This window comes from Azospirillum sp. VT-I1, assembly GCF_055698305.1.
The window spans coordinates 377,047-399,542 of sequence record NZ_CP168802.1 but is presented as its reverse complement, the minus strand read 5'-3'; the positions used below and the strand labels follow the sequence as shown (position 1 = coordinate 399,542).

18 protein-coding genes and 4 pseudogenes are annotated in these 22,496 nt (G+C 68.2%); 16 read left to right on the top strand and 6 right to left on the bottom strand.

Translation table 11 applies throughout. The annotated features are described in order from the left end of the window. Positions 1-30 precede the first annotated feature (30 nt). A complete protein-coding gene (locus AB8P05_RS15885; protein WP_455173428.1) occupies positions 31-1,236 on the top strand; it encodes an acyl-CoA dehydrogenase family protein in 1,206 nt (401 codons plus the stop codon). A gap of 129 nt (positions 1,237-1,365) precedes the next feature. On the opposite strand, the gene AB8P05_RS15880 is transcribed toward AB8P05_RS15885, so the two are convergent. Next, a complete protein-coding gene (locus AB8P05_RS15880) occupies positions 1,366-2,265 on the bottom strand; it encodes a LysR substrate-binding domain-containing protein (RefSeq protein WP_455173427.1) in 900 nt (299 codons plus the stop codon). A gap of 105 nt (positions 2,266-2,370) precedes the next feature. Here AB8P05_RS15880 and AB8P05_RS15875 point away from each other — a divergent pair. The 6 genes and pseudogenes from AB8P05_RS15875 (at position 2,371) to AB8P05_RS15850 (ending at position 8,622) form a co-directional block, all read left to right on the top strand. Beyond that, positions 2,371-3,556: pseudogene (locus AB8P05_RS15875) on the top strand (trans-sulfuration enzyme family protein). Between the two features lie 76 nt (positions 3,557-3,632). After that, entirely contained in the window at positions 3,633-4,688 is a 1,056-nt protein-coding gene (locus AB8P05_RS15870; protein ID WP_472760023.1) for an amino acid ABC transporter substrate-binding protein, read from the top strand. 37 nt (positions 4,689-4,725) lie between these two features. Then, on the top strand, positions 4,726-5,895 hold the full coding sequence (locus tag AB8P05_RS15865) for an amino acid ABC transporter permease (protein WP_472760022.1): 1,170 nt from the start codon (positions 4,726-4,728) through the stop codon (positions 5,893-5,895). 136 nt (positions 5,896-6,031) lie between these two features. Continuing rightward, positions 6,032-7,009, top strand: a complete 978-nt coding sequence (locus tag AB8P05_RS15860) for an amino acid ABC transporter permease (protein ID WP_472760021.1) — start codon at positions 6,032-6,034, stop codon at positions 7,007-7,009. Between the two features lie 11 nt (positions 7,010-7,020). After that, positions 7,021-7,785 carry an amino acid ABC transporter ATP-binding protein gene (locus AB8P05_RS15855; RefSeq protein WP_472760115.1) on the top strand — a complete coding sequence of 255 codons (765 nt, stop codon included), beginning with the start codon at positions 7,021-7,023 and terminating at the stop codon, positions 7,783-7,785. Positions 7,786-8,043: 258 nt separating this feature from the next. After that, positions 8,044-8,622 carry a DUF1826 domain-containing protein gene (locus AB8P05_RS15850; RefSeq protein WP_472760020.1) on the top strand — a complete coding sequence of 193 codons (579 nt, stop codon included), beginning with the start codon at positions 8,044-8,046 and terminating at the stop codon, positions 8,620-8,622. A 203-nt stretch (positions 8,623-8,825) separates the two neighbouring features. Here AB8P05_RS15850 and AB8P05_RS15845 read toward each other — a convergent pair whose 3' ends face one another. Further along, complete coding sequence (locus tag AB8P05_RS15845) at positions 8,826-9,599, bottom strand: M48 family metallopeptidase (protein WP_472760019.1); 774 nt, start codon at positions 9,597-9,599, stop codon at positions 8,826-8,828. A gap of 285 nt (positions 9,600-9,884) precedes the next feature. Next, positions 9,885-10,436 carry an EAL domain-containing protein gene (locus tag AB8P05_RS15840; RefSeq protein WP_472760018.1) on the bottom strand — a complete coding sequence of 184 codons (552 nt, stop codon included), beginning with the start codon at positions 10,434-10,436 and terminating at the stop codon, positions 9,885-9,887. 13 nt (positions 10,437-10,449) lie between these two features. On the opposite strand from AB8P05_RS15840, the pseudogene AB8P05_RS15835 reads away from it, so the two are divergent. Continuing rightward, positions 10,450-10,692 (top strand): annotated as a pseudogene (locus tag AB8P05_RS15835) (type II toxin-antitoxin system VapC family toxin); the annotation flags it as partial. Positions 10,693-11,170: 478 nt separating this feature from the next. On the opposite strand, the gene AB8P05_RS15830 reads toward AB8P05_RS15835, so the two are convergent. From AB8P05_RS15830 to AB8P05_RS15820, 3 genes and pseudogenes are all read right to left on the bottom strand, one after another. Then, positions 11,171-12,550 carry an aminotransferase gene (locus tag AB8P05_RS15830; RefSeq protein ID WP_472760017.1) on the bottom strand — a complete coding sequence of 460 codons (1,380 nt, stop codon included), beginning with the start codon at positions 12,548-12,550 and terminating at the stop codon, positions 11,171-11,173. A gap of 28 nt (positions 12,551-12,578) precedes the next feature. Further along, positions 12,579-13,918: pseudogene (locus AB8P05_RS15825) on the bottom strand (NAD-dependent succinate-semialdehyde dehydrogenase). 290 nt (positions 13,919-14,208) lie between these two features. Further along, complete coding sequence (locus tag AB8P05_RS15820; RefSeq protein WP_472760016.1) at positions 14,209-14,718, bottom strand: Lrp/AsnC family transcriptional regulator; 510 nt, start codon at positions 14,716-14,718, stop codon at positions 14,209-14,211. 89 nt (positions 14,719-14,807) lie between these two features. Here AB8P05_RS15820 and ehuR point away from each other — a divergent pair, with 89 nt between their 5' ends. The 8 genes and pseudogenes from ehuR (at position 14,808) to doeA (ending at position 22,496) form a co-directional block, all read left to right on the top strand. Further along, the gene (ehuR, locus tag AB8P05_RS15815; RefSeq protein WP_472760015.1) at positions 14,808-16,193 is read left to right on the top strand and encodes a MocR-like ectoine utilization transcription factor EhuR; all 1,386 of its coding nucleotides are present in this window, start codon (positions 14,808-14,810) and stop codon (positions 16,191-16,193) included. A gap of 123 nt (positions 16,194-16,316) precedes the next feature. Continuing rightward, positions 16,317-17,102, top strand: coding sequence for an ectoine/hydroxyectoine ABC transporter ATP-binding protein EhuA (gene ehuA, locus AB8P05_RS15810; protein WP_472760014.1), 786 nt, complete (start codon positions 16,317-16,319; stop codon positions 17,100-17,102). Positions 17,103-17,167: 65 nt separating this feature from the next. Then, entirely contained in the window at positions 17,168-17,827 is a 660-nt protein-coding gene (gene ehuC, locus AB8P05_RS15805; RefSeq protein WP_200197015.1) for an ectoine/hydroxyectoine ABC transporter permease subunit EhuC, read from the top strand. Positions 17,828-17,837: 10 nt separating this feature from the next. Continuing rightward, positions 17,838-18,494, top strand: coding sequence for an ectoine/hydroxyectoine ABC transporter permease subunit EhuD (gene ehuD, locus AB8P05_RS15800; protein ID WP_472760013.1), 657 nt, complete (start codon positions 17,838-17,840; stop codon positions 18,492-18,494). Between the two features lie 33 nt (positions 18,495-18,527). After that, positions 18,528-19,313: an ectoine utilization protein EutA gene (gene eutA / locus AB8P05_RS15795; protein ID WP_472760012.1), complete on the top strand. Its 786-nt coding sequence runs from the start codon at positions 18,528-18,530 to the stop codon at positions 19,311-19,313. Further along, positions 19,310-20,442, top strand: a pseudogene (gene eutB / locus AB8P05_RS15790) (hydroxyectoine utilization dehydratase EutB). Before eutA ends, eutB begins: the two are co-directional and overlap by 4 nt. Further along, positions 20,324-21,274, top strand: a complete 951-nt coding sequence (eutC, locus tag AB8P05_RS15785) for an ectoine utilization protein EutC (protein WP_472760114.1) — start codon at positions 20,324-20,326, stop codon at positions 21,272-21,274. The pseudogene eutB and the gene eutC overlap by 119 nt, the downstream one beginning before the upstream one ends. A gap of 34 nt (positions 21,275-21,308) precedes the next feature. Then, a complete protein-coding gene (gene doeA / locus AB8P05_RS15780; protein WP_472760113.1) occupies positions 21,309-22,496 on the top strand; it encodes an ectoine hydrolase DoeA in 1,188 nt (395 codons plus the stop codon).

The window sequence follows — 22,496 nt, the reverse complement described above, 5'->3', positions numbered from 1 at the left end:
TCCATCTCCACTGAAGCGGACCAGCCTGCCATGCCCTTCGACGATCTGCCCTTTCCGCCCGCTCCCTTCGGTGAAGCCGGCACTGCTCCGGCAGTCGATCCGTCGCTCATCTCCGCTCTGTCGGCGGAGTTCGCGCTGCGCGCCGCCGAGCATGACGCCGCCGCCAGCTTCCCGTTCGAGAATTTCGAACGGCTGGCAGGCAAAGGGATTCCGGCGCTGGTCACGCCGAAAGCGGCGGGGGGCAAGGGCGGCGGGCTGGGGGATGCGCTGGCGGTGGTGAACGGCATCGCCCGCGGCGAACCCTCCACAGCCCTGGTTCTGGTGCTGCAATACGTCATCCACAACCAGCTCTGGCGCGGCCCGGCGTGGCCGGAGGCGCTGCGCGACCGGATCGCCCGTTCGGCAGCGACCGACGGTGCCCTGGTCAACATCCTGCGGGTGGAGCCGGAACTGGGCACGCCCCACCGCGGCGGCCTGCCGGCCACAGTGGCGCGCAAGGTGCCGGGGGGCTGGCGCCTCTCGGGCACCAAGATCTACTCCACAGGCATTCCGGCATTGTCCTGGCTCGGCGTCTGGGCCCGCACCGACGATACCGAACCGCTTGTCGGCACCTGGGTGGTCCCGCGCGGTGCCGGGCTGGCGGAGCAGGGGATCGAGGTGCGGGAGACCTGGAACCACATCGGCATGCGGGCCAGCGGCAGCCACGAGGTGGTGTTCCGTGACGTCTTCGTCCCCGACGATCATGCCGGCGAGCTGCGCCCGCCCGCCGGCTGGGCCGCCCCCGACGCGGTCGCCACGGCCTGGATGGCCACCCTGTTCAGCGGCGTCTACGACGGCATCGCCCGCGCGGCCCGCGACTGGCTGGTAGGCTTCCTGCATGCCCGCAAGCCGACGGGGCTGAATGGGTCTTCGCTCGCCACCGTCCCGCGTCTGCAGGAAGCGCTTGGCGGAATCGAGGCGCTGCTGCTGACCAACCGCATCCTCCTGCGTTCCCTGTCGGCGGCGGTGGATGGCGGCTCCCCGCCTTCGTCCAGCGACGCCCTGCTGGTGAAATACACGGTGACCAACAACGCCATCGATGCGGTGGCGCGGGCGCTGGAGGTCACCGGAAATCCCGGCCTGTCGCGCGACAACCCGCTGGAGCGCCATCATCGCGACGTTCTGTGCGCCCGCGTCCACGCCCCGCAGAACGACATGATCCTGACCGGTGCCGGACGCGCCTCCCTTGCAGGATAATCACATCCCGTTCCGGTAACCCACCATACCGCACCGGGGCCAGTTCCGCCCGCCACCAGCAATTCCGCGACCGAATCGGCGCGTAACCAACCCGGCGGAATAAGATGCGGCGTTGCCGGTTATCGAGGATCACTCGATTGCACCCGCTCCGGTGGACGAAAAGGCCATCAACTCCTTGATGCAATCGGAAACGATCCGCGATGGGCGACGGTTCGGCGGCAGGAGAAGCAGGGTGCGGGAGCGGATCACCGGCTCGAAGGCGCAGGCGACCAAGCCACGGCCAAGATAGGGTTCGGTGGTCAGCGGACTGACCAGACCGCAGCCGATGCCGGCCTGCACCATGGCGCAGACGGTCGTCGAATAGGGTGTCTCCAGCACGATCTTCGGCATCACGCCATGGGCGGCCAATACTCCGTCCAGCCGGCGGCGCGCGGTGTCCTCCGGAGCGAGGGCGATGAAGGGCGTGCCGTGAAGATCGGCGGGATGCAGGACCTTGCGCTGCGCCAGCGGGTGGTCGGCCGGAACCGCGATCACCAGCCGTTGCTCCATGAAGAGCGTCGCATCCACACCCGTCACGTCGATCTCGTCGGCCGCCAGCCCGACGTCGAACTGGCCGGAGGCGATCAGGTCCTTCACCACCGACGACATGCGCGCCTGGACGGTGATGGACACGTCCGGATGCCGCAGCTGGAAAGCGCGCAGTGCCTTCGGAAGGATGGTGGTGCTGATCGCCGATTGGCAGGCGACCCGGATTTCGCCGGATCCGAAATCGCGGATGCGGGCGGCGGCGGCGCGCAGATGGATCAGGCCGGCAAAGGACGAGGACACCTCCTGGAAGAACAGCCGCGCCTCCTCCGTCGCGATCATGCGCCCCATGGTGCGGTGGAACAGCGGAAAGCCGATCTCGCGCTCCAGCTCCTGGATCGCCTTGCTGACGGCGGGCTGCGAGATGCGCAGCACCTCGGCCGCGCGCGACGCGGTGCCATTGGTCATGACCGCATGGAACACCTCGACCTGCCGCAGATTCATGGTGGCCTCCCTATAACCTGTGGGAATAGGGTAGCTGAAAATCAATATTGGACGAAATAGGGCTGGTGGCGTCAAATCGGGGGCGTCAGTCAAAGGACGCCTCCCATGAAAGATCTTACCCAATGCGTGGTGAATCCTTCGGTTGCCACCGAAGGATTCGACAGCCTCAGCGTGCCCGTTCATCGTGGATCGACAATCGTGTTCGCCAATGCCGAAGGCTATGCGACACGCGGCGAACGCGGGCACACCGGCTATACATACGGCCTTTACGGCACCCCGACGACCCGGACGCTGGAAGCCAAGCTGACGGCGCTCGAGAACGGTGCCTGGACTTTCCTTCTCCCGTCGGGGCAGGCAGCCAACAGCTTTGCCGTGCTGCCCTTCCTGCAGGCGGGCGACAGGATGCTGATCGCCGACACCTCCTATCCGCCGGTGCGCGACTTCGCCAACCGCGATCTGGTCAGGTTCGGCATCGAAATCGACTATTACGATCCGACTTCCGTCGCCGATCTGGAGCGGCGGATCGACGGACGCACCAGGATCGTCTGGTGCGATCCCCGGCTCTACCACCATGGAGGTCCAGGACCTGCCGGCCATCGCGGCGGTGGCGCATCGCCACGGCGCCCTGGTCGGCTGCGACAACACCTGGGCCACCCCGCTGAACTTCAAGCCGCTGGACCATGGCGCCGATCTGGTCACCGAGGCGCTGACGAAGTACGTCGGCGGCCATTCCGACCTGCTGATGGGCTCCCTCACCGTGCGGGACGAGTCCCTGATTGCGCCGATCCGCAGCGTTCTCGGCCGCTACGGGATCGGCGTGTCGCCCGACGACGCCTCTCTGGTGCTGCGGGGGATGGAAACGCTGGGCGTGCGGATGCGGCAGGCGTCCACCGGGGCGATGGCGCTGGTCGAACGGCTGGCCGGCCATCCGCTGGTGGAGGAGGTGCTGTATCCGGCACTCCCCGGCTCCCCGGGCCACTCGGTGTGGAAGCGCGATTTCCTGGGGGCCAGCGGCGTCTTCAGCGTCGTGTTCACGCCCGCGGCGACGCCGCACGTCTCACCGGCGCTCGACGTGCTGCGGACCTTCGCCATCGGCGCCTCCTGGGGCGGAACCCGCAGCCTGATGGCGCCGATGCCGGTCAAGCGCAACCGCACCGCCCGTCCCTGGGCCGGCGAGGACCTGATACTGCGCATCAGCGTCGGGCTGGAGGATCCGTCCGACCTGCAGGACGACCTCGACGCCTTCCTCGACGACATCGCCGCACGGACGAGCAGGGCGCAGGCCGCCTGAAGGCGACCGACGCACACACGCACCGCCGGCAATGGCGGGCGGACAAAGAGCAAGACGACGAACAGGGATTTTCCACATGACCGAACGGACATCCGGCTGGCGCCGCGCCGCCCGCCTCGCCATCGCAACGACAGCGGCCGTCCTGGCGCTCGGCGCGGCGACCACGCTTCCGGCGACGGCCGGCCCCACCCTCGACGCCGTGAAGGCCCGCGGCAAGGTGATCTGCGCCGCCAGTTCCGGCACCATCGGCTTCAGCGCGCCGGACGACAAGGGCTATTGGCGCGGGCTGGACGTCGAGACCTGCCGCGCGGTGGCGGTCGCGGTGTTCAACGACAAGGACAAGGCCGAATTCGTGCCGCTCAGCGGCCAGCAGCGCATCCCGGCCCTGCAGAGCGGCGAGATCGACATCCTGCCCCGCACCCTGACCTGGACGATCCAGCGCGACGGCAACGGCATCAACTTCACCACGCCGAACTATTACGAGTTCACCGGCTTCCTGATGCCCAAGAATCTCGGCGTCACCAGGGTCCAGGACATGAAGGGCGCGTCGGTGTGCGTGCAGACCGGCTCGACCACCGAGGTGGTGGTGAACGACGTGTCCCGCGAACATCAGCTCCAGCTGACGACCGTGGTCTTCGACAGCGTGTCGGCGCTGCGCCAGGCCTTCTTCTCCGGCCGCTGCGACGCGCTCATCACCGACGCGGCGGCGCTCGCCTCCATCCGTGCCACCCAGGCGAAGAACCCGGCCGACTACGTCATCTTCCCGGCCACCCCCTACATGGACGCGCTGACCCCGGCGGTGCGGCATGGCGACGACCAGTGGATGGACATCGTCACCTGGTCGTTCCAGGCGCTGACCGCGGCGGAGATGTTCGGCATCACCCAGGCCAACATCGATCAGAAACTCACCTCCGGCGATCCCCGCATCCGCCGCTTCCTCGGCGTCGAGCCGGGCAACGGCACGGCGATCGGGCTGGACGACAAGTTCGCCTACAACATCGTCAAGCAGCTCGGGAACTACGGCGAGGTCTTCGACCGCAACCTCGGCGCCGCCAGCCCGCTGAAGATCGACCGCGGCTACAACCGCCTGTTCCGCGACGGCGGCCTGATGTTCCCACTCGCCTTCCAGTAATTCTCGCGCATCCACGCAGCATCCGGGAGATCGGCCCATGCTCGCCGCCCATCTCGCCGCCCTATGGGACAGCCCGCGCCTCCGGGCCTGGGCCGGTCAGGCACTTCTTCTTTTCCTCTTCATCGGGACGCTGGTCTGGCTCGCCGCCAACACGGTGGAGAATCTGGCCGTCCGCAGCATCCGCGTCGGCTTCGACTTCCTCAGCCGGCCGGCCAACTTTCCGATTTCGGAAAGCGTGATCCCTTACAGCCCGACCGACAGCTTCGCTTGGGCCTATGTGGCGGGGATCGGCAACACCCTGATGATCTCGGTGCTGGCGATCCTGTTCGCCACCCTGCTCGGCTTGTTCGTCGGGCTGGCGCGGCGGGCGGCGCACCCGATGCTGTCGGGCGCGGCGGGCGTCTTCGTCACGGTGGTCCGCAACACGCCGCTGATCGTGCAGCTGCTGTTCTGGTACGCGCTTGCCACCACGGCGCTGCCGGCGCCGCGCAATGCCCTGCACCCCCTGCCCGGCGTCTACCTGTCGCAGCGCGGCCTCTATCTGCCGGGCATCGAGTGGAGCGGCGACGGCTGGGGCTTCGCGCTCGGCACCGCGGCCGTCCTCGCGGTTGCGGCGGTGCTGGCCCGGCTGTTGCGCCGCCGGGATCGCTTCAGGGGATCGGCGCGCACCCTGCCCGTCGCCGCGGCAGGGGCCGGGGCTGCGGCCGCCATCCTGCTCCTCGCCTGGACGACCGGCATCGGCGCCGCCGCCAGCCTGCCGGAGCTGCGCGGCTTCAACTTCAGCGGCGGGATGCGGCTGTCGCCGGAATTCGCGGCGCTGATGGTCGGGCTGGTGCTCTACACCTCCGCCTTCATCGGCGAGATCATCCGCGGCGGCATCGACGCCGTCGGCCGCGGCCAGTGGGAGGCCGGGCGCGCGCTCGGCCTCAGCGAGCGGCAGACGCTCATGCGGATCGTCATGCCGCAGGCGCTGCGGGTCATCATTCCGCCGCTGACCACGCAGTATCTCTCGACGGTCAAGAACTCCACCCTGGCGCTTGCCGTCGGCTTCCCGGAGCTGGGGCTGGTGATCGGCACCGTCATCAACCAGACCGGCCAAGCGCTGGAAAGCATCGCCATCCTGCTCGCCGTCTATCTGACCATCGGCGCCGCGGTCTCCGTGCTGATGAACTGGTGCAACGCCAGAACCGCCCTGGTCACCCGATGAGCCGGCCGATGGGAAAGTTACAGATCATGACCATGACGACCGCCATTCCCGCCGCCGCACCGGAAGGGCCGCCGCGGCGACGCCGCACCCCGTCCTTCAGATCCTGTTCGGCGACCTGATCGCGGCCGGCCTGACCGTGCTGACCGGCGTCCTCGTCCTGTCGCTGCTGCCGGCGCTGCGCTGGGGCGTACTGGACGCCGTGTGGAGCACCGCCGATCCCGGCCGATGCGGCGCCGGCGGTGCCTGCTGGGCCTTCGTGGCCGCCAAGATCCGCTTCATCCTGTTCGGCGTCTATCCCGCGGACCAGCAATGGCGCCCGCTGGTCGTGATCGGGCTGGTGCTGGTCATGGTGCTGGTGTCGCTGCCGCCGCGGCACTGGGGACGCCGCCTGCTGGCGGCCTGGGGCGTGGCGGTCGGCGCGATGCTGGCGCTGATGTGGGGCGGCTTCGCCGGCCTGCCCTTCGTCTCCACCGCCAACTGGGGCGGCCTGCCGGTCACGCTACTGCTGGCGATCCTGTCGCTCGGGCTGGGTTTCCCGGTCGCCGTCGCACTGGCGCTCGGCCGCCGCTCCAAGGTGCCGGTCCCGCGCTTCCTCTCGGTGCTGGTGATCGAGACCATCCGCGGCATGCCGCTGGTCGGACTGCTCTTCATCTCCTCGATCATGATGCCGCTGCTGCTGCCGGCGGGCTGGACGGTCGACAAGCTGGGCCGCACGCTGGCCGCCCTGACCATCTTCGCCGCCGCCTATCTGGCCGAGGTGATCCGCGGCGGCCTGCAGGGCGTTCCCGGCGGGCAGATGGAGGCCGCCCGCGCGCTAGGCATCCCGGTGTGGAAGGCGGTTTGGCACGTCGTGCTTCCCCAGGCGATCCAGAAGGTCATCCCGCCGCTGACCAACACCGCCATCGTGATGGTCAAGAACACCAGCCTCGTGCTGATCGTCGGCGTCTTCGACATGCTGAGCGCCGGGCGCACCGCCGCCTCCGACCCCGTCTGGCCGGCTCCCTACGCGGAAAGCTACCTGTTCGTGGGAGCCGTCTATTTCCTCATCTGCTTCGCCATCTCGCTCTATGCCCGCTGGCTGGAAGGCCGCGTCCAGGAAAAGGACATCCGCTGATGACCTCCCCCATGCTCATCCCCTCCCCTGCCCCCGCTGCCGCAAGCCCCGCCATCCTGATCGAGGCGGTCGACAAATGGTACGGCACCTTCCAGGTCCTCTCCCAGGTCAGCCTGACGGTCGCGGCGGGAGAGCGCATCGTCGTCTGCGGCCCGTCAGGGTCCGGCAAATCGACGCTGATCCGCTGCATCAACCGCCTGGAGGAGCATCAGGCCGGCCGCATCGCCGTCAACGGGGTGGAGCTGACCGACAGCGTGCGCAACATCGACGCCGTCCGCCGCGAGGTCGGCATGGTGTTCCAGCACTTCAACCTGTTCCCCCATCTGTCGATCCTCGACAATTGCGCCCTGCCGCAGATGCTGGCACGCGGCACGCCGCGCCGGGAGGCCGAGGAGCGGGCGATGCATCTGCTGCGGCGCGTCCGCATCGCCGAACAGGCGGCGAAATTCCCCGGCCAGCTTTCCGGCGGGCAGCAGCAGCGGGTGGCCATCGCCCGCGCCCTGTGCATGGAACCGCGGGTGATGCTGTTCGACGAGCCGACCTCGGCGCTCGACCCGGAGATGGTGAAGGAGGTGCTGGAGACCATGGTGTCGCTGGCCGAAGACGGGATGACCATGATCGTGGTGACGCACGAGATGGGCTTCGCCCGCCGGGTCGCCGACAGGGTGGTCTTCATGGACGGTGGACGGATCGTCGAATGCGCGGCCCCCGACGCGTTCTTCGATGCCCCGCGCCATGAACGGACCCGCAGCTTCCTGCACCAGATCCTTCATTGAAGTGGACCTCGGCAGGCATCGGGTGAGAAGGGACAGGCGCTTGCGCCAACCCGATCCTGGGCACACTCCCTCCGTCGGTCCGGCCGAAGCAAGTGCGCGCTTGCATTATCTGTTATGATATAACATTACTTTGGTGTCGCCGTTTTCCGCCGAGACCGCATGCGCAGCCTTCCCGACCCTCTGCCCCCCGCTGCCACTCTGCCCCCGGCCGGTCCGAAGGGGCACGGTCGTGTCGCCATTTGCGGCGGGCCCAATGCCTTGTCCGCCATCGCACGTTCCGATGTGACTCTGGCTGTTTGGCGACGCCGGCTGCCATCCGGACTCTCCAGGCAGTGTGCGCAGCTTCCGGAACAGGATTGGCCGTCCTTCCAGCTCGCCACCACACCGGACGAGGCGGCGGCCGATCTGGCCGCCGCCCTTCCGTCACGCTGGACCACCGGGCCGCTGCTCGACGATATCGTCCATCTGGTGACGGTGTACGCGGACATCCTTGGATGCACGGCGATCCGGCTCCGCCTGGACAGCATGTCGGGTGACGGTTGCCGGTTCTTCCATGTCGATTACGTCGGCCTGCGCCTGCTCTGCACCTACCAGGGTGCCGGGACACAGTGGGTGCCGGACGCAGCCGTGATCCGTTCGGCACTGGGTCGCGGCGACAACGACGCCGTGCTGTCCGATGCCGGCCGCGTCCAGGCGCTCCGCGCAGGCCACGTCGCCCTGCTGAAGGGCGAGGAATGGCCCGGCAACCGCGGTCGCGGCCTCGTCCATCGCTCGCCGCCGGCCGACCCGTCCGGCGCGCGCCGTCTGCTGCTTTGCCTGGATCATGATGATCACTGACCGCTTCAGGGCCGGGCGGACTCGTCCAGGCATCGGTCCACTGCGGCGTCCGGCGGCGGCGAGCGAACGGTCTTCCCGGATTTCCGGAAGCAGCAGACCATAGGCGAAACGCCCCAGCCCATAGGTCAAGGCGGTCAGGGCAAATGCGGCCGCCATGAGATCGACGCGCGACGACGACGCGGACGGGCCGTGCGCGGGAATCGTCATTTGGCGGTGTAGGCGTTCAATGCCTCCGGCATCAGGCGGTTCAGCTGGCCGATGCGGTCGTCGATGCCGGGGTGGGTGGACAGGAAGACCGGCTGACGCGAGCCGGCCTGCCGCATGTTGCTCCAAAGCTCGACCGCCTCGCGCGGATCGTAGCCGGCGCGCGCCATCATCATCAGCCCGACACGGTCGGCCTCCAGCTCCTGGTTGCGCGAATAGGGCAGGATGAGGCCGTAGCGCGCCCCGGTGCCGAGAGCCGCGGCGATCCGCTCGCCGCCCGGCACGCCGCCGGCGCCGAGTGCCGCGCCGACGATTCCGGCCCCGGCCTCCGATGCCATCTGGGTGCTGACGCGCTCGGCGGCGTGGGCTTCCAGGTTGTGGGCGATCTCGTGCCCGATCACCGCGGCCAGCTGCGCATCGGTCCTGGCGTAGCGGAACAGCCCTTCGTAAACGCCGATCTTCTGGCCGGGCAGAGCGAAGGCATTGGCGTCGTCGCCTTCGAAGACGCGGATCTCCCACTGGCCGGATTCGAGGCCGGCGGCACGCAGCAGGCGGGTCGACACCTCCTCGGCCCGGCGCTGATAGGACGGATTGCCGGAGGGGCGCGTCGTCGAGACAAGGCGCTGCCAGTCCTGCCGGCCCAGATCGGCGAGCTGTTCCTGCGAGACGAGGTTGAGGCCGAGCCCCGTCGCCCCGCCGCCACACCCGACCAGCGCAAGGCATCCGGCCATCATCGCCGCGAAACGCAGCGAACGCATCGGTTCGTTTGGCATGAATGATCGCTCCGTATGCTGTCTGCCCGGCTTAACCGCGGCAGGGCGTGACGGTTCCAGGCAAAATGCCGGTACGCTTCGACGGGGCGAGGTGAATTGGACGGCTCCCCTGCACCGTGACGGCGTATTGCAACGACGCGTGCATGAATTGTCCAGGATGCGGGGCAGCCGCGCGGCGGAAACGATGCCCGCAGGGATTGTCGTCGACAGTGAAGCCGGCACTTAAGAGGAGATGAGCATGGCACCGCCGTCGTCGGTCATGATCTTCCAAGCCCCTGCTGCCAGTCAGCCCGGACCGCCGGAACGATCGCGCAGCCAACTCTCGAACGCCGCCGACGTCATCGGGCGCGCGATATGGTATCCCTGGACTTCGTCGCAACCCATTTCCGACAGCATGTCCAGAGCGGTGTGGTTCTCCACGCCTTCGGCGACGACCCGATAGCCCAGCTGGTGGATCAGGGAAATCATGGCGCTGACCAGCGTGGAGCTGCGGTCCTGGCCGCCGAGGCCCTGAATGAAGGAACGGTCGATCTTCACCACATCCGTCGGGATCTTCTCAAGGTAGGACAAGCTGCTGTACCCGGTGCCGAAGTCGTCGATCGCAATGCAGAAACCCGTCGATCTCAGCTCGTCCATCCTCTGCAATGCGTTCTCACCATTGCGGAGAATGGCGCTTTCCGTCAGCTCCAGCTCCACGCGGCTCGGGTGAACTCCACGGCGTTCGGCCAAGCCGGCCAGACGGGCGGGAAAATCCCGCTGGTCCAGGTTCGATGCCGAGATGTTGATGGAGAGCGCCAGATCGATCCCTTCCGTTCGCCAAGCCGCGAGCTGCGACATCGCGGTGTCGGATCTTGACGATCTGCTCGACGAAGCCGGGATCGTCATGGACGAGATTCCGCGGGACGCCCTGTTCCTGGCCGGCAAGGCCTTTCGCCGGTATCGGACCGCAGGCGGTGCCCGCTCGGGCGTGCTGCCGGATTTCTTCATCGGCGCCCATGCCGCCGTACTCGGGCTACCGCTGCTGACCCGCGATGCCAGACGTTACCGTTCGTATTTCCCGTCCGTGGTTCTGACGACGCCCGAAGCGCGGTAGGCAAACCGGGCGGCGGGAGAACTGCCCGTCCGCACCCGCCGGACGCCGCCGGCCCGGCTTCTTCAGCAACCTTGTCTTGAACTTTGATGCGAAACCGGCCATGGTTGGCTGACCATGACTTTGACGTCCCGCCATTTCCGTAATTTTCTGCGCGCCGGCCGTGTCCATGCAGGCCTGCCCGCCCCGGATCTGGTCGCCTGACGCAAGGCTCCCGGACCGTCCGGGGCCACAAGCACTCCACACACCCACGACATAGGTCCCGGATCGCCTGACTGCGATGGCCGGGCGTTTACGTACGAATTTGCTGCGCCGGCTGACCCGCCGGCGCATGTAGCAACCGCGGCTGAAGATCATCGGCGATACCACCCGAGTTGCCGAGGGGTTCGGATCCGCTTGTCTTCGCCCAACCAACCTTGCCGATAGCCGGACACATCGCGCCCGGTCGCCAGGATTGGCGCGAGAGCCGACGGAACCCCGCTCAGAGTTCTGCTGCGAGCGCCTTCACCGCCTTTGCCGTCGCGGCCACCACGATGTCGGCTTCCTCCCTGGTCAGGCAGAGCGGCGGTGCGAAGCCGAGGATGTCGCCCTGGGGCATGGCGCGGGCGATGACACCCCGCTCCAGAAGCGCTGCGGACAGGCGCGGTCCCACCTTCGCCTCGGCGGGGAAGAAGCGGCGCTCGTCCCGGTCGGCGACGAACTCCACCGCCGCCAGCATACCCTCGCCGCGCACCTCGCCGACCATCGGATGTCCGCCCAGCGCGTCGTCCAGCGCCGCACGGAAATAGCCTCCGGTCTCGCGTGCATTGGTCACCAGATCGAGCGTGTCGATCAGCTCCAGATTCGCCACCCCGGCGGCGGCGCAGAGCGGATGGGCCGAATAGGTCCAGCCATGGCCGATGGGACCGAGCTGGTCGGATCCCTGCTCCAGCACCTTCCACACCCGCTCGCCGACGATCACCCCCGACAGCGGCGCATAGGCAGAGGTCAGCCCCTTGGCGATGGTGATGAGGTCCGGCCTGATGCCGTAATGGCCGGATCCGAACATGCTGCCGAGCCGGCCGAACCCGGTCACCACCTCGTCGGCGATCAGCAGGATGTCGTGCCTGTTCAGCACAGCCTGGATCTTCTCCCAATAGCCGGCGGGCGGCGGGACGATGCCGCCGGTGCCCAGCACCGGTTCGCCGATGAAGGCGGCGACGGTCTCCGGCCCCTCCGCCAGGATCATCGCCTCCAGCTGGTCGGCGCAATGCTGGGAAAACTGCTCCTCGCTCATGCTGCGGTCGGCCCGGCGGAAATAGTAAGGAGCTTCGGTGTGCAGCACCGGCGGGCGCGGCAGGTCGAAGGCCTTGTGGAACAGCTCCAGCCCGGTCAGGCTGCCGGTCATCACCCCCGACCCGTGATAGCCGCGCCAGCGCGAGATGATCTTCTTCTTCTCCGGCCGGCCGAGGATGTTGTTGTAATACCAGACCAGCTTGATGTTGGTCTCGTTCGCGTCCGATCCCGACAGGCCGAAATAGACGCGCGACATCCCGTCGGGCGCACGGTCGATGATCATCTTGGCCAGCGTGATCGACGGCTCGCTGCCATGCCCGACATAGGCGTGATAATAGGCGAGCTTGCCGGCCTGCTCGGCGATGGCGTCGGCGATCTCGCGGCGGCCATAACCGACATTGACGCAGTACAGGCCGGCGAAGGCGTCCAGGCTGCGCCTGCCGTCACGGTCGGAAATGTAGACGCCCTCGCCGCTGGTGACGACGCGGGTCGGCGTGTCGCCGCGGGCATGCGCCGCCATGTGGGTCGACGGGTGGAAGAAATGGTCGCGATCCCAGGCGGTCAGCTCGTTGGTCAGGTCGGTCATGGCGCTTTTTCCCGATAAGAATTTCTGTTCAGGCGGCGTCGAGGCAGACGTATTTCAGCTCGGTGAAGGCCTCCATCCCATGGCGCGAGCCCTCGCGGCCGAGGCCGGACTGCTTGACCCCGCCGAAGGGAACCGGCGCACCGGTGATCTTCACCCGGTTGACCGCCACCATGCCGTAGTGCAGTGCCCGCGACAGGCGCAGGATCCGGCCGGCGTCACGGGTCACCAGATAGGCGACGAGGCCGTATTCCGTGTCGTTGGCGCGGACCGCCACCTCCGCCTCGTCATCGAAGGGCAGGATCGCAGCGACCGGGCCGAAGGTCTCCTCACGGAGGATCAGCGAGTCCGGCGCCACATCGGCCAGCACGGTCGGACGGTAGAACAGCGGGCCGGCGGGATGAAGCTCGCCGCCGGTCAGGCAGCGGGCGCCGCGGTCCACCGCGTCGCGGACGTGTCGGGCGCATTTGTCGACGGCCCGTGCGTTCATCAGCGGCCCGATCTGCACGTCAGGCTCCAGCCCCGGCCCGACGCGCAGGGCAGCACTGCGGGCGGTGAAGGCGGCGCAGAAGCTGTCGTAGAGCGGACGCTGCACATAGATGCGGTTGGCGGCGAGGCAGTCCTGGCCGGAGGTGGCGAACTTGGCGTCGATGGCGATGTCCACCGCCTGCTGCAGGTCGGCGTCGGCGAAGACCAGCAGCGGCGCATGACCGCCCAACTCCATCACCAGCCGCTTCATGGTCGGTGCGCAGCGCGCGGCGATGCGGCTGCCGATCGCGGTGGAGCCGGTGAAGCTCATGGCGCGGACGCGGGCATCGTCGCACAGCGCGCCGACCAGCGGCTCCGGATCGCCAGTCAGGACGTTGATCACGCCGGCAGGGATGCCCGCCCGCTCCGCCAACTCCGCCAACGCCAATGCCGACAACGGCGTTTCGGAGGATGCATGCGCCACCACGGTGCAGCCCGCCGCCAGGGCCGCCGCCGCCTTGCGCGTCAACATGGCCGATGGGAAGTTCCACGGCGTCGCCATGCCGACGACCCCCAGCGCTTCCCGCCGCAGCAGCATCTCGGCGCCGGGCAGGTGGCTGGCGATGCTCTCGACGCCCACGCGCTTGGATTCCTCCGCATACCACTCGATGAAGGAGGCGGCATAGTCGATCTCCCCCGCGATTCGGCGAGCGGCTTGCCCTGCTCCAGCGTCATCAGCAGGGCCAAATCCTCCCTGGCGGCGGTGATGCGGTCGAACCAGTCGCGCAGGCGGGCGGCGCGGTCCTGCGGCAGCCGGGCGCTCCAGGCCGGGAACGCTGCCAATGCTGCGGTGACGGCGGCGGTCGCCTGGGCGGCTTCCAGCGCCGCGACATGGGCGAGCATCCGTCCGCTGGCCGGGTCGGTCACCGCGAAAGTGGCGCCGTCCGGCCCCGCGGTCCAGCGTCCGCCGACATAGGCGAGTTCGCGCAGCAGCCGGCGGTCGGTCAGGCGGCTGACGGCGTCGTGACGGTCGAGGCGGGACAGCTGCGCGGTCATGGTCACCTCCGGAATATGGGGGGCGCGGAAGCGCCGGTGTTCCGGAGTCTAGCGGTGATGCGGTGGAGACTGTGTCCGAACTGGGCCTGTGTGGCGGAGAGTATCTCTTTGCCGGGGTGGGGAGGAAGAGAAAGTCTCTATGTCGACGGGACGGACCCGCCCGGCTCCTCCATCAGCGCCTCCAGCGGCATCGCCGCATCGTCCTTCACCGTCCGCGTGACGATGTAGGTGAAATAGCGGTCGATCCCGGCATCGCCCTCCAGCAGCCGGTCGATGATCCGCTGATAGGCATCCACGTCGCGCGCCACCACCCGCAGGACATAATCGACCCCGCCGCCGACCGACCAGCAGGAGACGATGCCGGGTTCGGCCTTGACCACCCGTTCGAACCGGTCGAAATCGACCTGCCGGTGGCTGCCCAGCGTCACCTCGACCAGCGCCATCGCGAAGGGCGTTACCTGCCGCAGGGCCAGCCGGGCGTGATAGCCGGTGACGATTCCGGCCTCCTCCAGCCGGCGCAACCGCACCCAGCAGGGCGTCGGCGACAGTCCCACCCGGTCGGCCAGCGCCAGCTTGGTGATGCGGCCGTCACGCTGGATTTCCGACAGGATGCGCAGGTCGATGGGATCGAGCTTCAGGTCAGGCATGGGGCGGGGTGCCTCTGAAAAATGACGTTCTGACGATGTCCGCGCTTTCCGGCATTGTCAAATGTGATGATTTCCAGCAGAAATGTTGCATGACAAAGTGGCACCCCGATGCATCGGCTTTGAGCAGGCCCGTCTATCTCTCGCTGGCCGATCAGGTGCAGCGGGCGATCACGCAAGGCCAACTGGCGGTCGGCGACCAGCTGCCCACCCACCGGCAGCTTGCCGACGAATTGGGCATTTCCGTCCAGACCGTCAGCCGCGCCTACGAGGAGCTGATCCGGCGCGGCCTGATCAGCGGGGAGACCGGGCGCGGCACCTTCATCCGCGCAGCGCAAACCGAGGTCGATCCGCCCTATATCCCCCAGCGCACCGACGAGGTGATCGACCTGTCGATCCTGAAGCCGGTCTGCGAGCCGCTGCATGTCGAGGCGATGCGACAGGCGCTGGTGGAGCTGTCCGCCAACCTGCCGCCGGCCGTGGTGTTGTCCTTCCGTCCCAACACCCTGTTCGCCCGCCACCGGGCGACGGCGGTATCCTGGCTGCGCCATTGCGGGGTGGAGACCACTGCAAACAACGTCACCCTGACCAACGGCGCCACCGCCGGCATGACCATCGCCCTGATGGCCGCCGCCCCTCCCGGATCGACCGTGGTGACGGAGGAGGTCGGGCACCACACGCTGCTGCCGCTCGCCTCTTATCTCGGCATCAAGCTGCGCGGCCTCGCCATCGACGAAGAGGGGATCCGGCCCGACGCGCTCGACGCAGCCTGTCGCGACGGCGCGGCCAAGGCCCTGTTCGTCATGCCGAACCCGATCAACGCCACCGCGACCCACATGGGCGAGGCCCGGCGGGCGGAGATCGCGCGGCTGGCCGAGCGCCACAATCTGTCGATCGTCGAGAACGATCCGCTCGGCCCCCTGCTGAGCGACCGCCGCCCGCCGCTGGCGGCCCTGGCGCCGGAACGGACGCTCTACGTCACCAGCTTCACCAAGACGGTGATGCCCGGTCTGCGCACCGGCTATCTGGTGGTTCCCGACCGGCTGCTCGCCGCCGTCACCAACCGCCATCTGGTGACCAACTGGATCGCAACGCCCATCGTCGCCGAGATCGCCACCCGCTGGGTCGAGAGCGGCTTTGCGATGGAGATGGTGGAGTGGCAGCGCAACGCCCTGCACCGCCGGCACGCACTGGCCGCGGAAATCCTGAAGGGCATTCCCCACCGCAGCCATGCCGAGGGGCTGCATCTGTGGCTGCCGCTGGGCGAAGGGCGGCCGGAGGCGACCTTCGTGTCGCATGCCCGCCATCAGGGGGTGGCGCTGGCGCCGGGATCGGCCTTCGCCATCGGCCCCGGCACGCGGTCCGACGCGCTGCGCGTCTCCATCGGCTCCACCACCGAGGCGGAACTGCACGCCGGCCTCCGCGTGATCGTCAATCTGCTGAACAGCGATCCGGAGCCGGTGCTTCTCGCCATCTGAACGATTCCGAGGCGAGCTTCTCCAGAATTGTCATGATTTAATTTTCCGGATTGACATGATTTAGACGGTCCCGCATCGTTCGTGCACATCCACGGTCGCCAACCATTGCAAGGGAAGACCGGTGTGACCGACGCAATCATCGACATCGACCGGGTCACGAAACGCTACGGCTCGCACACCGTGCTGCAGGACCTGTGTTTTTCAGTCCGGCCGGGTGAGAAGCTGGCGCTGATCGGGCCGTCCGGTTCCGGCAAGACGACGATCCTGCGGACGCTGATGACGCTGGAGACCATCGAAAGCGGCACCATCCGCATCGATGGCGAGCACCTGTTCCAGATGGAGCGCAACGGCCGTCTGGTCGCCGCCGACGAGGCGCACCTGCACCGGATGCGGACCAAGATCGGCATGGTGTTCCAGCTGTTCAACCTGTTCCCGCACAAGTGCGTGCTGGACAACGTCACGCTGGCGCCGATGCTGACCAAAGGCGTCAGGAAGGCGGATGCCGAACGCCGGGCGATGGAATTGCTGGACCTCGTCGGTCTCGCCGACAAGGCCCGCGCCATGCCGGCCCAGCTGTCCGGCGGCCAGAAGCAGCGGGTTGCCATCGCCCGCGCCCTGGCGCTGCAGCCCCGGATCATGCTGTTCGACGAGGTGACCTCGGCACTCGACCCCGAACTGGTGGAAGAGGTGCTGAACGTCATGCGGATGCTGGGGTCCACCACCGACATGACCATGCTGCTGGTGACCCACGAGATGAGCTTCGCCCATGATTTCGCCGACCGCGTGCTGTTCTTCGACCGCGGACGCATCGTGGAGGAGGGGCCGCCCGACATCCTTTTCACCAATCCGTCGCATGAGCGGACCCAGGCCTTTTTGAAGAAGATCATCGCGGCCGGCCAGCGCATCTGACGGCTCCCCGCGGCCGCAAGGCGTCCGTTACCGCCTTTCCCCCGAATGCAGGAGATCTCGGCTTCATGGCTGATTGGGCCGGCTATCTGGGCTTGATGCTGGACGGCGCGCTGGTGACGGCGAAGCTGACCGTGCTCGGCTGCGCGCTGGCCCTGCCGGCCGCCTTCCTCGCCGGGCTGGGCCGGCTGTCGCGCCACTCCGCCGTGCGCGCCGTGTCGGTCGCCTATATCGAGTTCTTTCGCGGCACGTCGATCTTCGTCCAGCTTTTCTGGGCCTATTTCGTCCTGCCGCTGATGGGCGTGACGCTGACGCCGCTGCAGGCCGGCGTGCTGGCGCTCGGGCTGAATGTCGGCGCCTATGGTGCGGAGGTGGTGCGGGCGGCGGTGCAGTCCATCGGGCGCGAACAGCACGAGGCCTGCGTCGCCCTGAACCTGACGCGCTGGCAGAGCCTGCGTCACGTGCTGCTGCCGCAGGCGGCGGTGGTGATGGTGCCGACCTTCTGCAACAACGCCATCGAACTCTTGAAGGCGACCTCGGTGGTGTCGCTCATCTCGCTCAGCGACCTGACCTTCCAGGCCCAGGTCGTGCGCTCGCAGACCGGCAGCACCGCGCTGCCCTTCCTGACCGTCCTGGTCATCTACTTCGCCTATGCCAGCCTGATCTCGTTCGGCATGAAAGCCCTGGAGCGCCGCATGACCCGCGGCCTCGACGGGCTGCGCACCTGAGGAGCCGGTCATGGAATGGGATTGGGAATTCGTCCGCGAGATCATGCCGACGCTGCTGGACGGCCTGCGCATCACGCTGCTGGCCACGCTGCTCGGATCATTCCTGGCCGCCGCCGCCGGGCTGGGCTTCGCCCTGCTGCGCCGCTCGAAGAGACGCGCGGTGGCGCGCACCACCGGCTTCGTGGTGGAGTTCATCCGCGGCACGCCGCTGCTGGTGCAACTGTATTTCCTATTCTACGTGCTGCCGGAACTGGGGCTGCTGCTGTCGCCGCTGACCGCCGGGGTGGTCGGGTTGGGTCTCCATTACGCCACCTATACGTCGGAGGTCTTCCGTGCCGGCATCGACAACACGCCGCGCGGCCAGTGGGAGGCGGCAAAGGCCTGCAACCTCACGCCCTACCAGACCTGGCGCCATGTCATCCTGCCGCAGGCGATTCCGCCAATGATCCCGGCGCTGGCGAACTATTTCGTCGCGATGTTCAAGGAAACGCCGCTGCTCTCCGCCATCACGGTGATCGAGTTGATGAGCGAGGCCCGCAGCGTCGCCAACAGCAATTACCGCTATCTGGAGCCGATGACGCTGGTCGGCATCCTTTTCCTGTGCATCAGCCTGATCGCCGTGCCCGCCCTGCACCTGCTGGAACGCCGGTTCCGCCCCACACGCTGATTGCCGACACGCTGACTCTGGAGTTTCCGCGCCATGCCCTCCATCCCCATCCTGCGCTCGGACACCGCGCTGGACTTCGACGACCGCCCGGTGGAAAAGCGCGTGGGCCTCGTCGTCCTGGCGACCGACCATACGACTGAGCCGGATTTCCGCCGCATGGTCGCCAGCGAGCGCATCGGCGTCTACTCCGCGCGCATCGCCTACGCCAACCCGACGACGCCGGAGAATCTGCGCCGCATGCAGCCGCGCCTCGCCGAAGGGGCGGCGCTGATCCTGCCCGACGAGCCGCTCGACGCCATCTGCTATTCCTGCACCTCGGCCAGCGTCGTGATGGGCGACGACGCCATCGAGGAGGCCATCGCTTCTGCCAAGCCGGGCGTTCCCGTCATCACGCCGCCCGCCGCCGCCCGCCATGCCCTGGCGGCGTTCGGCGCCCGGCGCATCGCCGTGCTGACCCCCTACACCGAACAGACCAGCCGGCCGATGGCCGCCTATTTCGCCGAGCACGGCTTCGACATTGCGCGCTTCACCTGCTTCGGGCTGGACGACGACCGCGAGATGGCACGCATCGCGCCGGCCAGTCTGGTGCGCGCCGCCGTCGACGCGATGGCGTCCGATGCGGACGCGCTGTTCATCTCCTGCACCGCCCTGCGCTCGGCCTCGGTCGCCGCCGAGATCGAGGCCGCGATCGGCCGCCCGGTGGTGACCAGCAATCAGGCCACCGCCTGGGCCACCCTGCGCCTGTGCGGCGACGACCGGCCCCGTCCCGGGGCTGGGCGGCTGATGACCCTGCCGCTGCCCGGGAAGGCTTGGTCATGAGCGGGCAGGATATCGGCCTGGAGGATGTCTTCCGCGCCCGAGCGCGGTTGGCCGGGCGGATCGCGGTGACGCCGACCGTGGCCTCGCCCAGCCTGACCGCCCGCTGCGGCGTGCCCGTCTTCCTGAAGCTGGAAACCCGCCAGACCACCGGCAGCTTCAAACTGCGCGGTGCCACCAACGCGCTGTCGGCCCTGCCGCGCGAGGCAATTGCGACGGGGGTCGCGGCGGCCTCGACCGGCAACCACGGCCGGGCGCTCGCCCATGCCGCAGCCCAGGCCGGCGTCCGCTGCGTCGTCTGCATGTCGGCGCTGGTCCCCGCCAACAAGGTCGAAGCCATCCGCGCGCTGGGGGCGGAGATCCGCATTGTCGGCCGCTCCCAGGACGACGCGCAGGTCGAGGTCGACCGGCTGGTCCGCGAGGAGGGCTTCGCCACCGTCCCCCCTTCGACCATGCCGACGTCATCGCCGGTCAGGGCACGCTGGGGATGGAGATCATCGAAGCGGTGCCCGACGCCGAGCTGCTGCTGGTGCCGCTGTCGGGCGGCGGCCTGATCGGCGGCGTGGCGCTGGCGGCCAAGGCGCTGCGGCCAAGCCTGCGGGTGATCGGCGTGTCGATGGAACGCGGCGCCGCCATGCACGCCAGCCTGAAGGCCGGACGTCCGGTCCAGGTTGAGGAGCTGGAGACACTGGCGGATTCGCTCGGCGGCGGCATCGGCCTAGACAACCACTACACCCACCGCCTCGCCGCCAACCTGCTCGACGATGTGGTCCTGCTGACCGAGGCGGAGATCGCCGCCGGCATCGAACACGCCTATTCCGCCGAGCAGGAGATCGTCGAGGGCGCCGGCGCCGTTGGCATCGCAGCACTGCTCGCCGGCAAGGTGGCGCCGCGCGGCCCCACGATCGCACTGCTGTCCGGCCGCAACATCGCCATGGACCTGCACCGCCGCATCATCTCCGAGTCCATTCATGCCCCGCATGACCATCCTGACCGAGGCGGAGCTGCGGCGGATCGTTCCGCTCAACCGCGATGCCGTCGCCTGCGTCGAGGACGCCTTCCTGGCCTTGGCCACCCGCCCGGTGGCGATGCCGCCGATCCTCCGGCTCGACATCCCGGAATATCGGGGTGAGGTCGACGTCAAGACCGCTTATATCCCCGGTCTCGACGGCTTCGCCATCAAGATCAGCCCCGGCTTCTTCGGCAATCCGGCACTCGGCCTGCCCAGCGTCAACGGGTTGATGGTTCTGCTGAGCAGCCGGACCGGTCTGGTCGAGGCCCTGCTTCTCGACAACGGCTATCTGACCGATGTGCGGACCGCGGCTGCGGGCGCTGTCGCCGCCAAGCATCTGTCGCGTCCCGACAGCGCCGTCGCCGCCGTCTTCGGCGCCGGGGTGCAGGCGGCGTTACAACTGGAGGCGCTGACCCTGGTCCGCCCGATCCGCGAGGCCCGCCTCTGGGCGCGCCAGCCCGAGCGCGCCGCCGCCACCGCCGCCCGCCTGTCGGAGCGGCTGGGCTTCCCCGTGCGCGCCGTGGAGGAGGGCAAGGCAGCCGTCGCGGGAGCCGACGTCATCGTCACCACCACCCCGGCTGCCCGGCCGATCCTGATGGCGGACTGGCTCGAACCCGGCCAGCACGTCACCGCCATGGGGTCGGACGCAGAGCACAAGAACGAACTCGAACCCGCCATCCTGTCCCGCGCCGGCCTCTACGTCGCCGACAGCCTGACGCAGACCCGCCGGCTGGGCGAACTGCACCACGCGATTGCCGCCGGCACGGTCGCCGCCGACCGGGAGTTCCCCGAACTGGGCGCCGTCATCGCCGGGCATGCCGCCGGCCGCCCGTCCACCGACACCATCACCGTCTGCGACCTCACCGGAACCGGGGTGCAAGACACCGCCATCGCCATGCTGGCGCGCAGCCGGGCCCTGGCAGCCGGCGCCGGCACCGTCTTCGACGCCTGAACAGCCCTCTTCTCAAAAGAGAGACCCCGACATGCTGGAACCGACGCTGAACTTCAGCCGGGCCGAATATGCCGCACGGCTCGACAAGACCCGTGCCGCCATGGACAAGGCCGGCATCGAGCTGCTGATCGTCACCGATCCGTCGAACATGGCCTGGCTGACCGGCTATGACGGCTGGTCCTTCTACGTCCACCAATGCGTGATCGTGCCGCCGCACGGCGAGCCGATCTGGTACGGCCGCGGCCAGGACGCCAACGGCGCCAAGCGCACCGCCTATCTGGCCCATGACGGCATCATCGGCTATCCCGACCATTACGTGCAGTCGACCGAACGCCATCCGATGGACCTGCTGTCGAAGATCCTTGCGGATCGCGGCTGGGGCGGGCTGGTCATCGGCGTCGAGATGGACAATTACTGGTTCACCGCCGCCGCCTACCAATCGCTGGCCACCCACCTGCCCAACGCCCGCTTCCAAAACGCGACGGCGCTGGTCAACTGGCAGCGCGCGGTGAAGAGCGCCCAGGAACTCGACTACATGCGCAAGGCCGCCCGCATCGTCGAGGCGATGCACGCCCGCATCGTCGAGCGGGTCGAACCGGGCATGCGCAAATGCGACCTCGTGGCCGAGATCTACGACGCCGGCATCCGCGGCATCGGTGGGGCGGACGGCTTCGGCGGCGATTATCCCGCCATCGTCCCGCTGCTGCCGTCGGGGGCCGACGCCTCGGCGCCGCACCTGACCTGGGACGACCGGCCGATGAAGCTGGGCGAGGGCACCTTCTTCGAGATCGCCGGCTGCTACAAGCGCTACCACTGCCCGCTGTCGCGCACCGTCTTCCTCGGCACGCCGACCCAGGCCTTCCTCGACGCCGAGAAGGCGACGCTGGAGGGGATGGAGGCCGGCCTCGCCGCCGCCAAGCCGGGCAACAGCTGCGAGGACATCGCCAACGCCTTCTTCGCCGTGCTGAAACGCTACGGCATCACCAAGGACAACCGTACCGGCTATCCCATCGGCCTCAGCTATCCGCCGGACTGGGGCGAGCGCACCATGAGCCTGCGCCCAGGCGACCGCACCGAACTCCAGCCCGGAATGACCTTCCACTTCATGACCGGCCTATGGCTGGAGGATATGGGGCTGGAGATCACGGAGAGCATCGCCATCACCGACACCGGCGTCGAATGCCTGGCCAATGTGCCGCGCAAGCTGTTCGTGAAGTCCTGA

Excerpts from the sequence above, each read along its gene's own strand:
- AB8P05_RS15820 (WP_472760016.1), bottom strand. The coding sequence starts at position 14,718 with ATGCCTGACCTGAAGCTCGATCCCATCGACCTGCGCATCCTGTCGGAA.
- AB8P05_RS15855 (WP_472760115.1), top strand. The coding sequence starts at position 7,021 with ATGCTCATCCCCTCCCCTGCCCCCGCTGCCGCAAGCCCCGCCATCCTG.
- ehuD (WP_472760013.1), top strand. The coding sequence starts at position 17,838 with ATGGAATGGGATTGGGAATTCGTCCGCGAGATCATGCCGACGCTGCTG.
- AB8P05_RS15885 (WP_455173428.1), top strand. The coding sequence starts at position 31 with ATGCCCTTCGACGATCTGCCCTTTCCGCCCGCTCCCTTCGGTGAAGCC.
- AB8P05_RS15880 (WP_455173427.1), bottom strand. The coding sequence starts at position 2,265 with ATGAATCTGCGGCAGGTCGAGGTGTTCCATGCGGTCATGACCAATGGC.
- AB8P05_RS15865 (WP_472760022.1), top strand. The coding sequence starts at position 4,726 with ATGCTCGCCGCCCATCTCGCCGCCCTATGGGACAGCCCGCGCCTCCGG.
- eutA (WP_472760012.1), top strand. The coding sequence starts at position 18,528 with ATGCCCTCCATCCCCATCCTGCGCTCGGACACCGCGCTGGACTTCGAC.
- ehuR (WP_472760015.1), top strand. The coding sequence starts at position 14,808 with ATGACAAAGTGGCACCCCGATGCATCGGCTTTGAGCAGGCCCGTCTAT.
- AB8P05_RS15840 (WP_472760018.1), bottom strand. The coding sequence starts at position 10,436 with ATGTCGCAGCTCGCGGCTTGGCGAACGGAAGGGATCGATCTGGCGCTC.
- AB8P05_RS15845 (WP_472760019.1), bottom strand. The coding sequence starts at position 9,599 with ATGCCAAACGAACCGATGCGTTCGCTGCGTTTCGCGGCGATGATGGCC.
- ehuC (WP_200197015.1), top strand. The coding sequence starts at position 17,168 with ATGGCTGATTGGGCCGGCTATCTGGGCTTGATGCTGGACGGCGCGCTG.
- AB8P05_RS15870 (WP_472760023.1), top strand. The coding sequence starts at position 3,633 with ATGACCGAACGGACATCCGGCTGGCGCCGCGCCGCCCGCCTCGCCATC.
- AB8P05_RS15830 (WP_472760017.1), bottom strand. The coding sequence starts at position 12,550 with ATGACCGACCTGACCAACGAGCTGACCGCCTGGGATCGCGACCATTTC.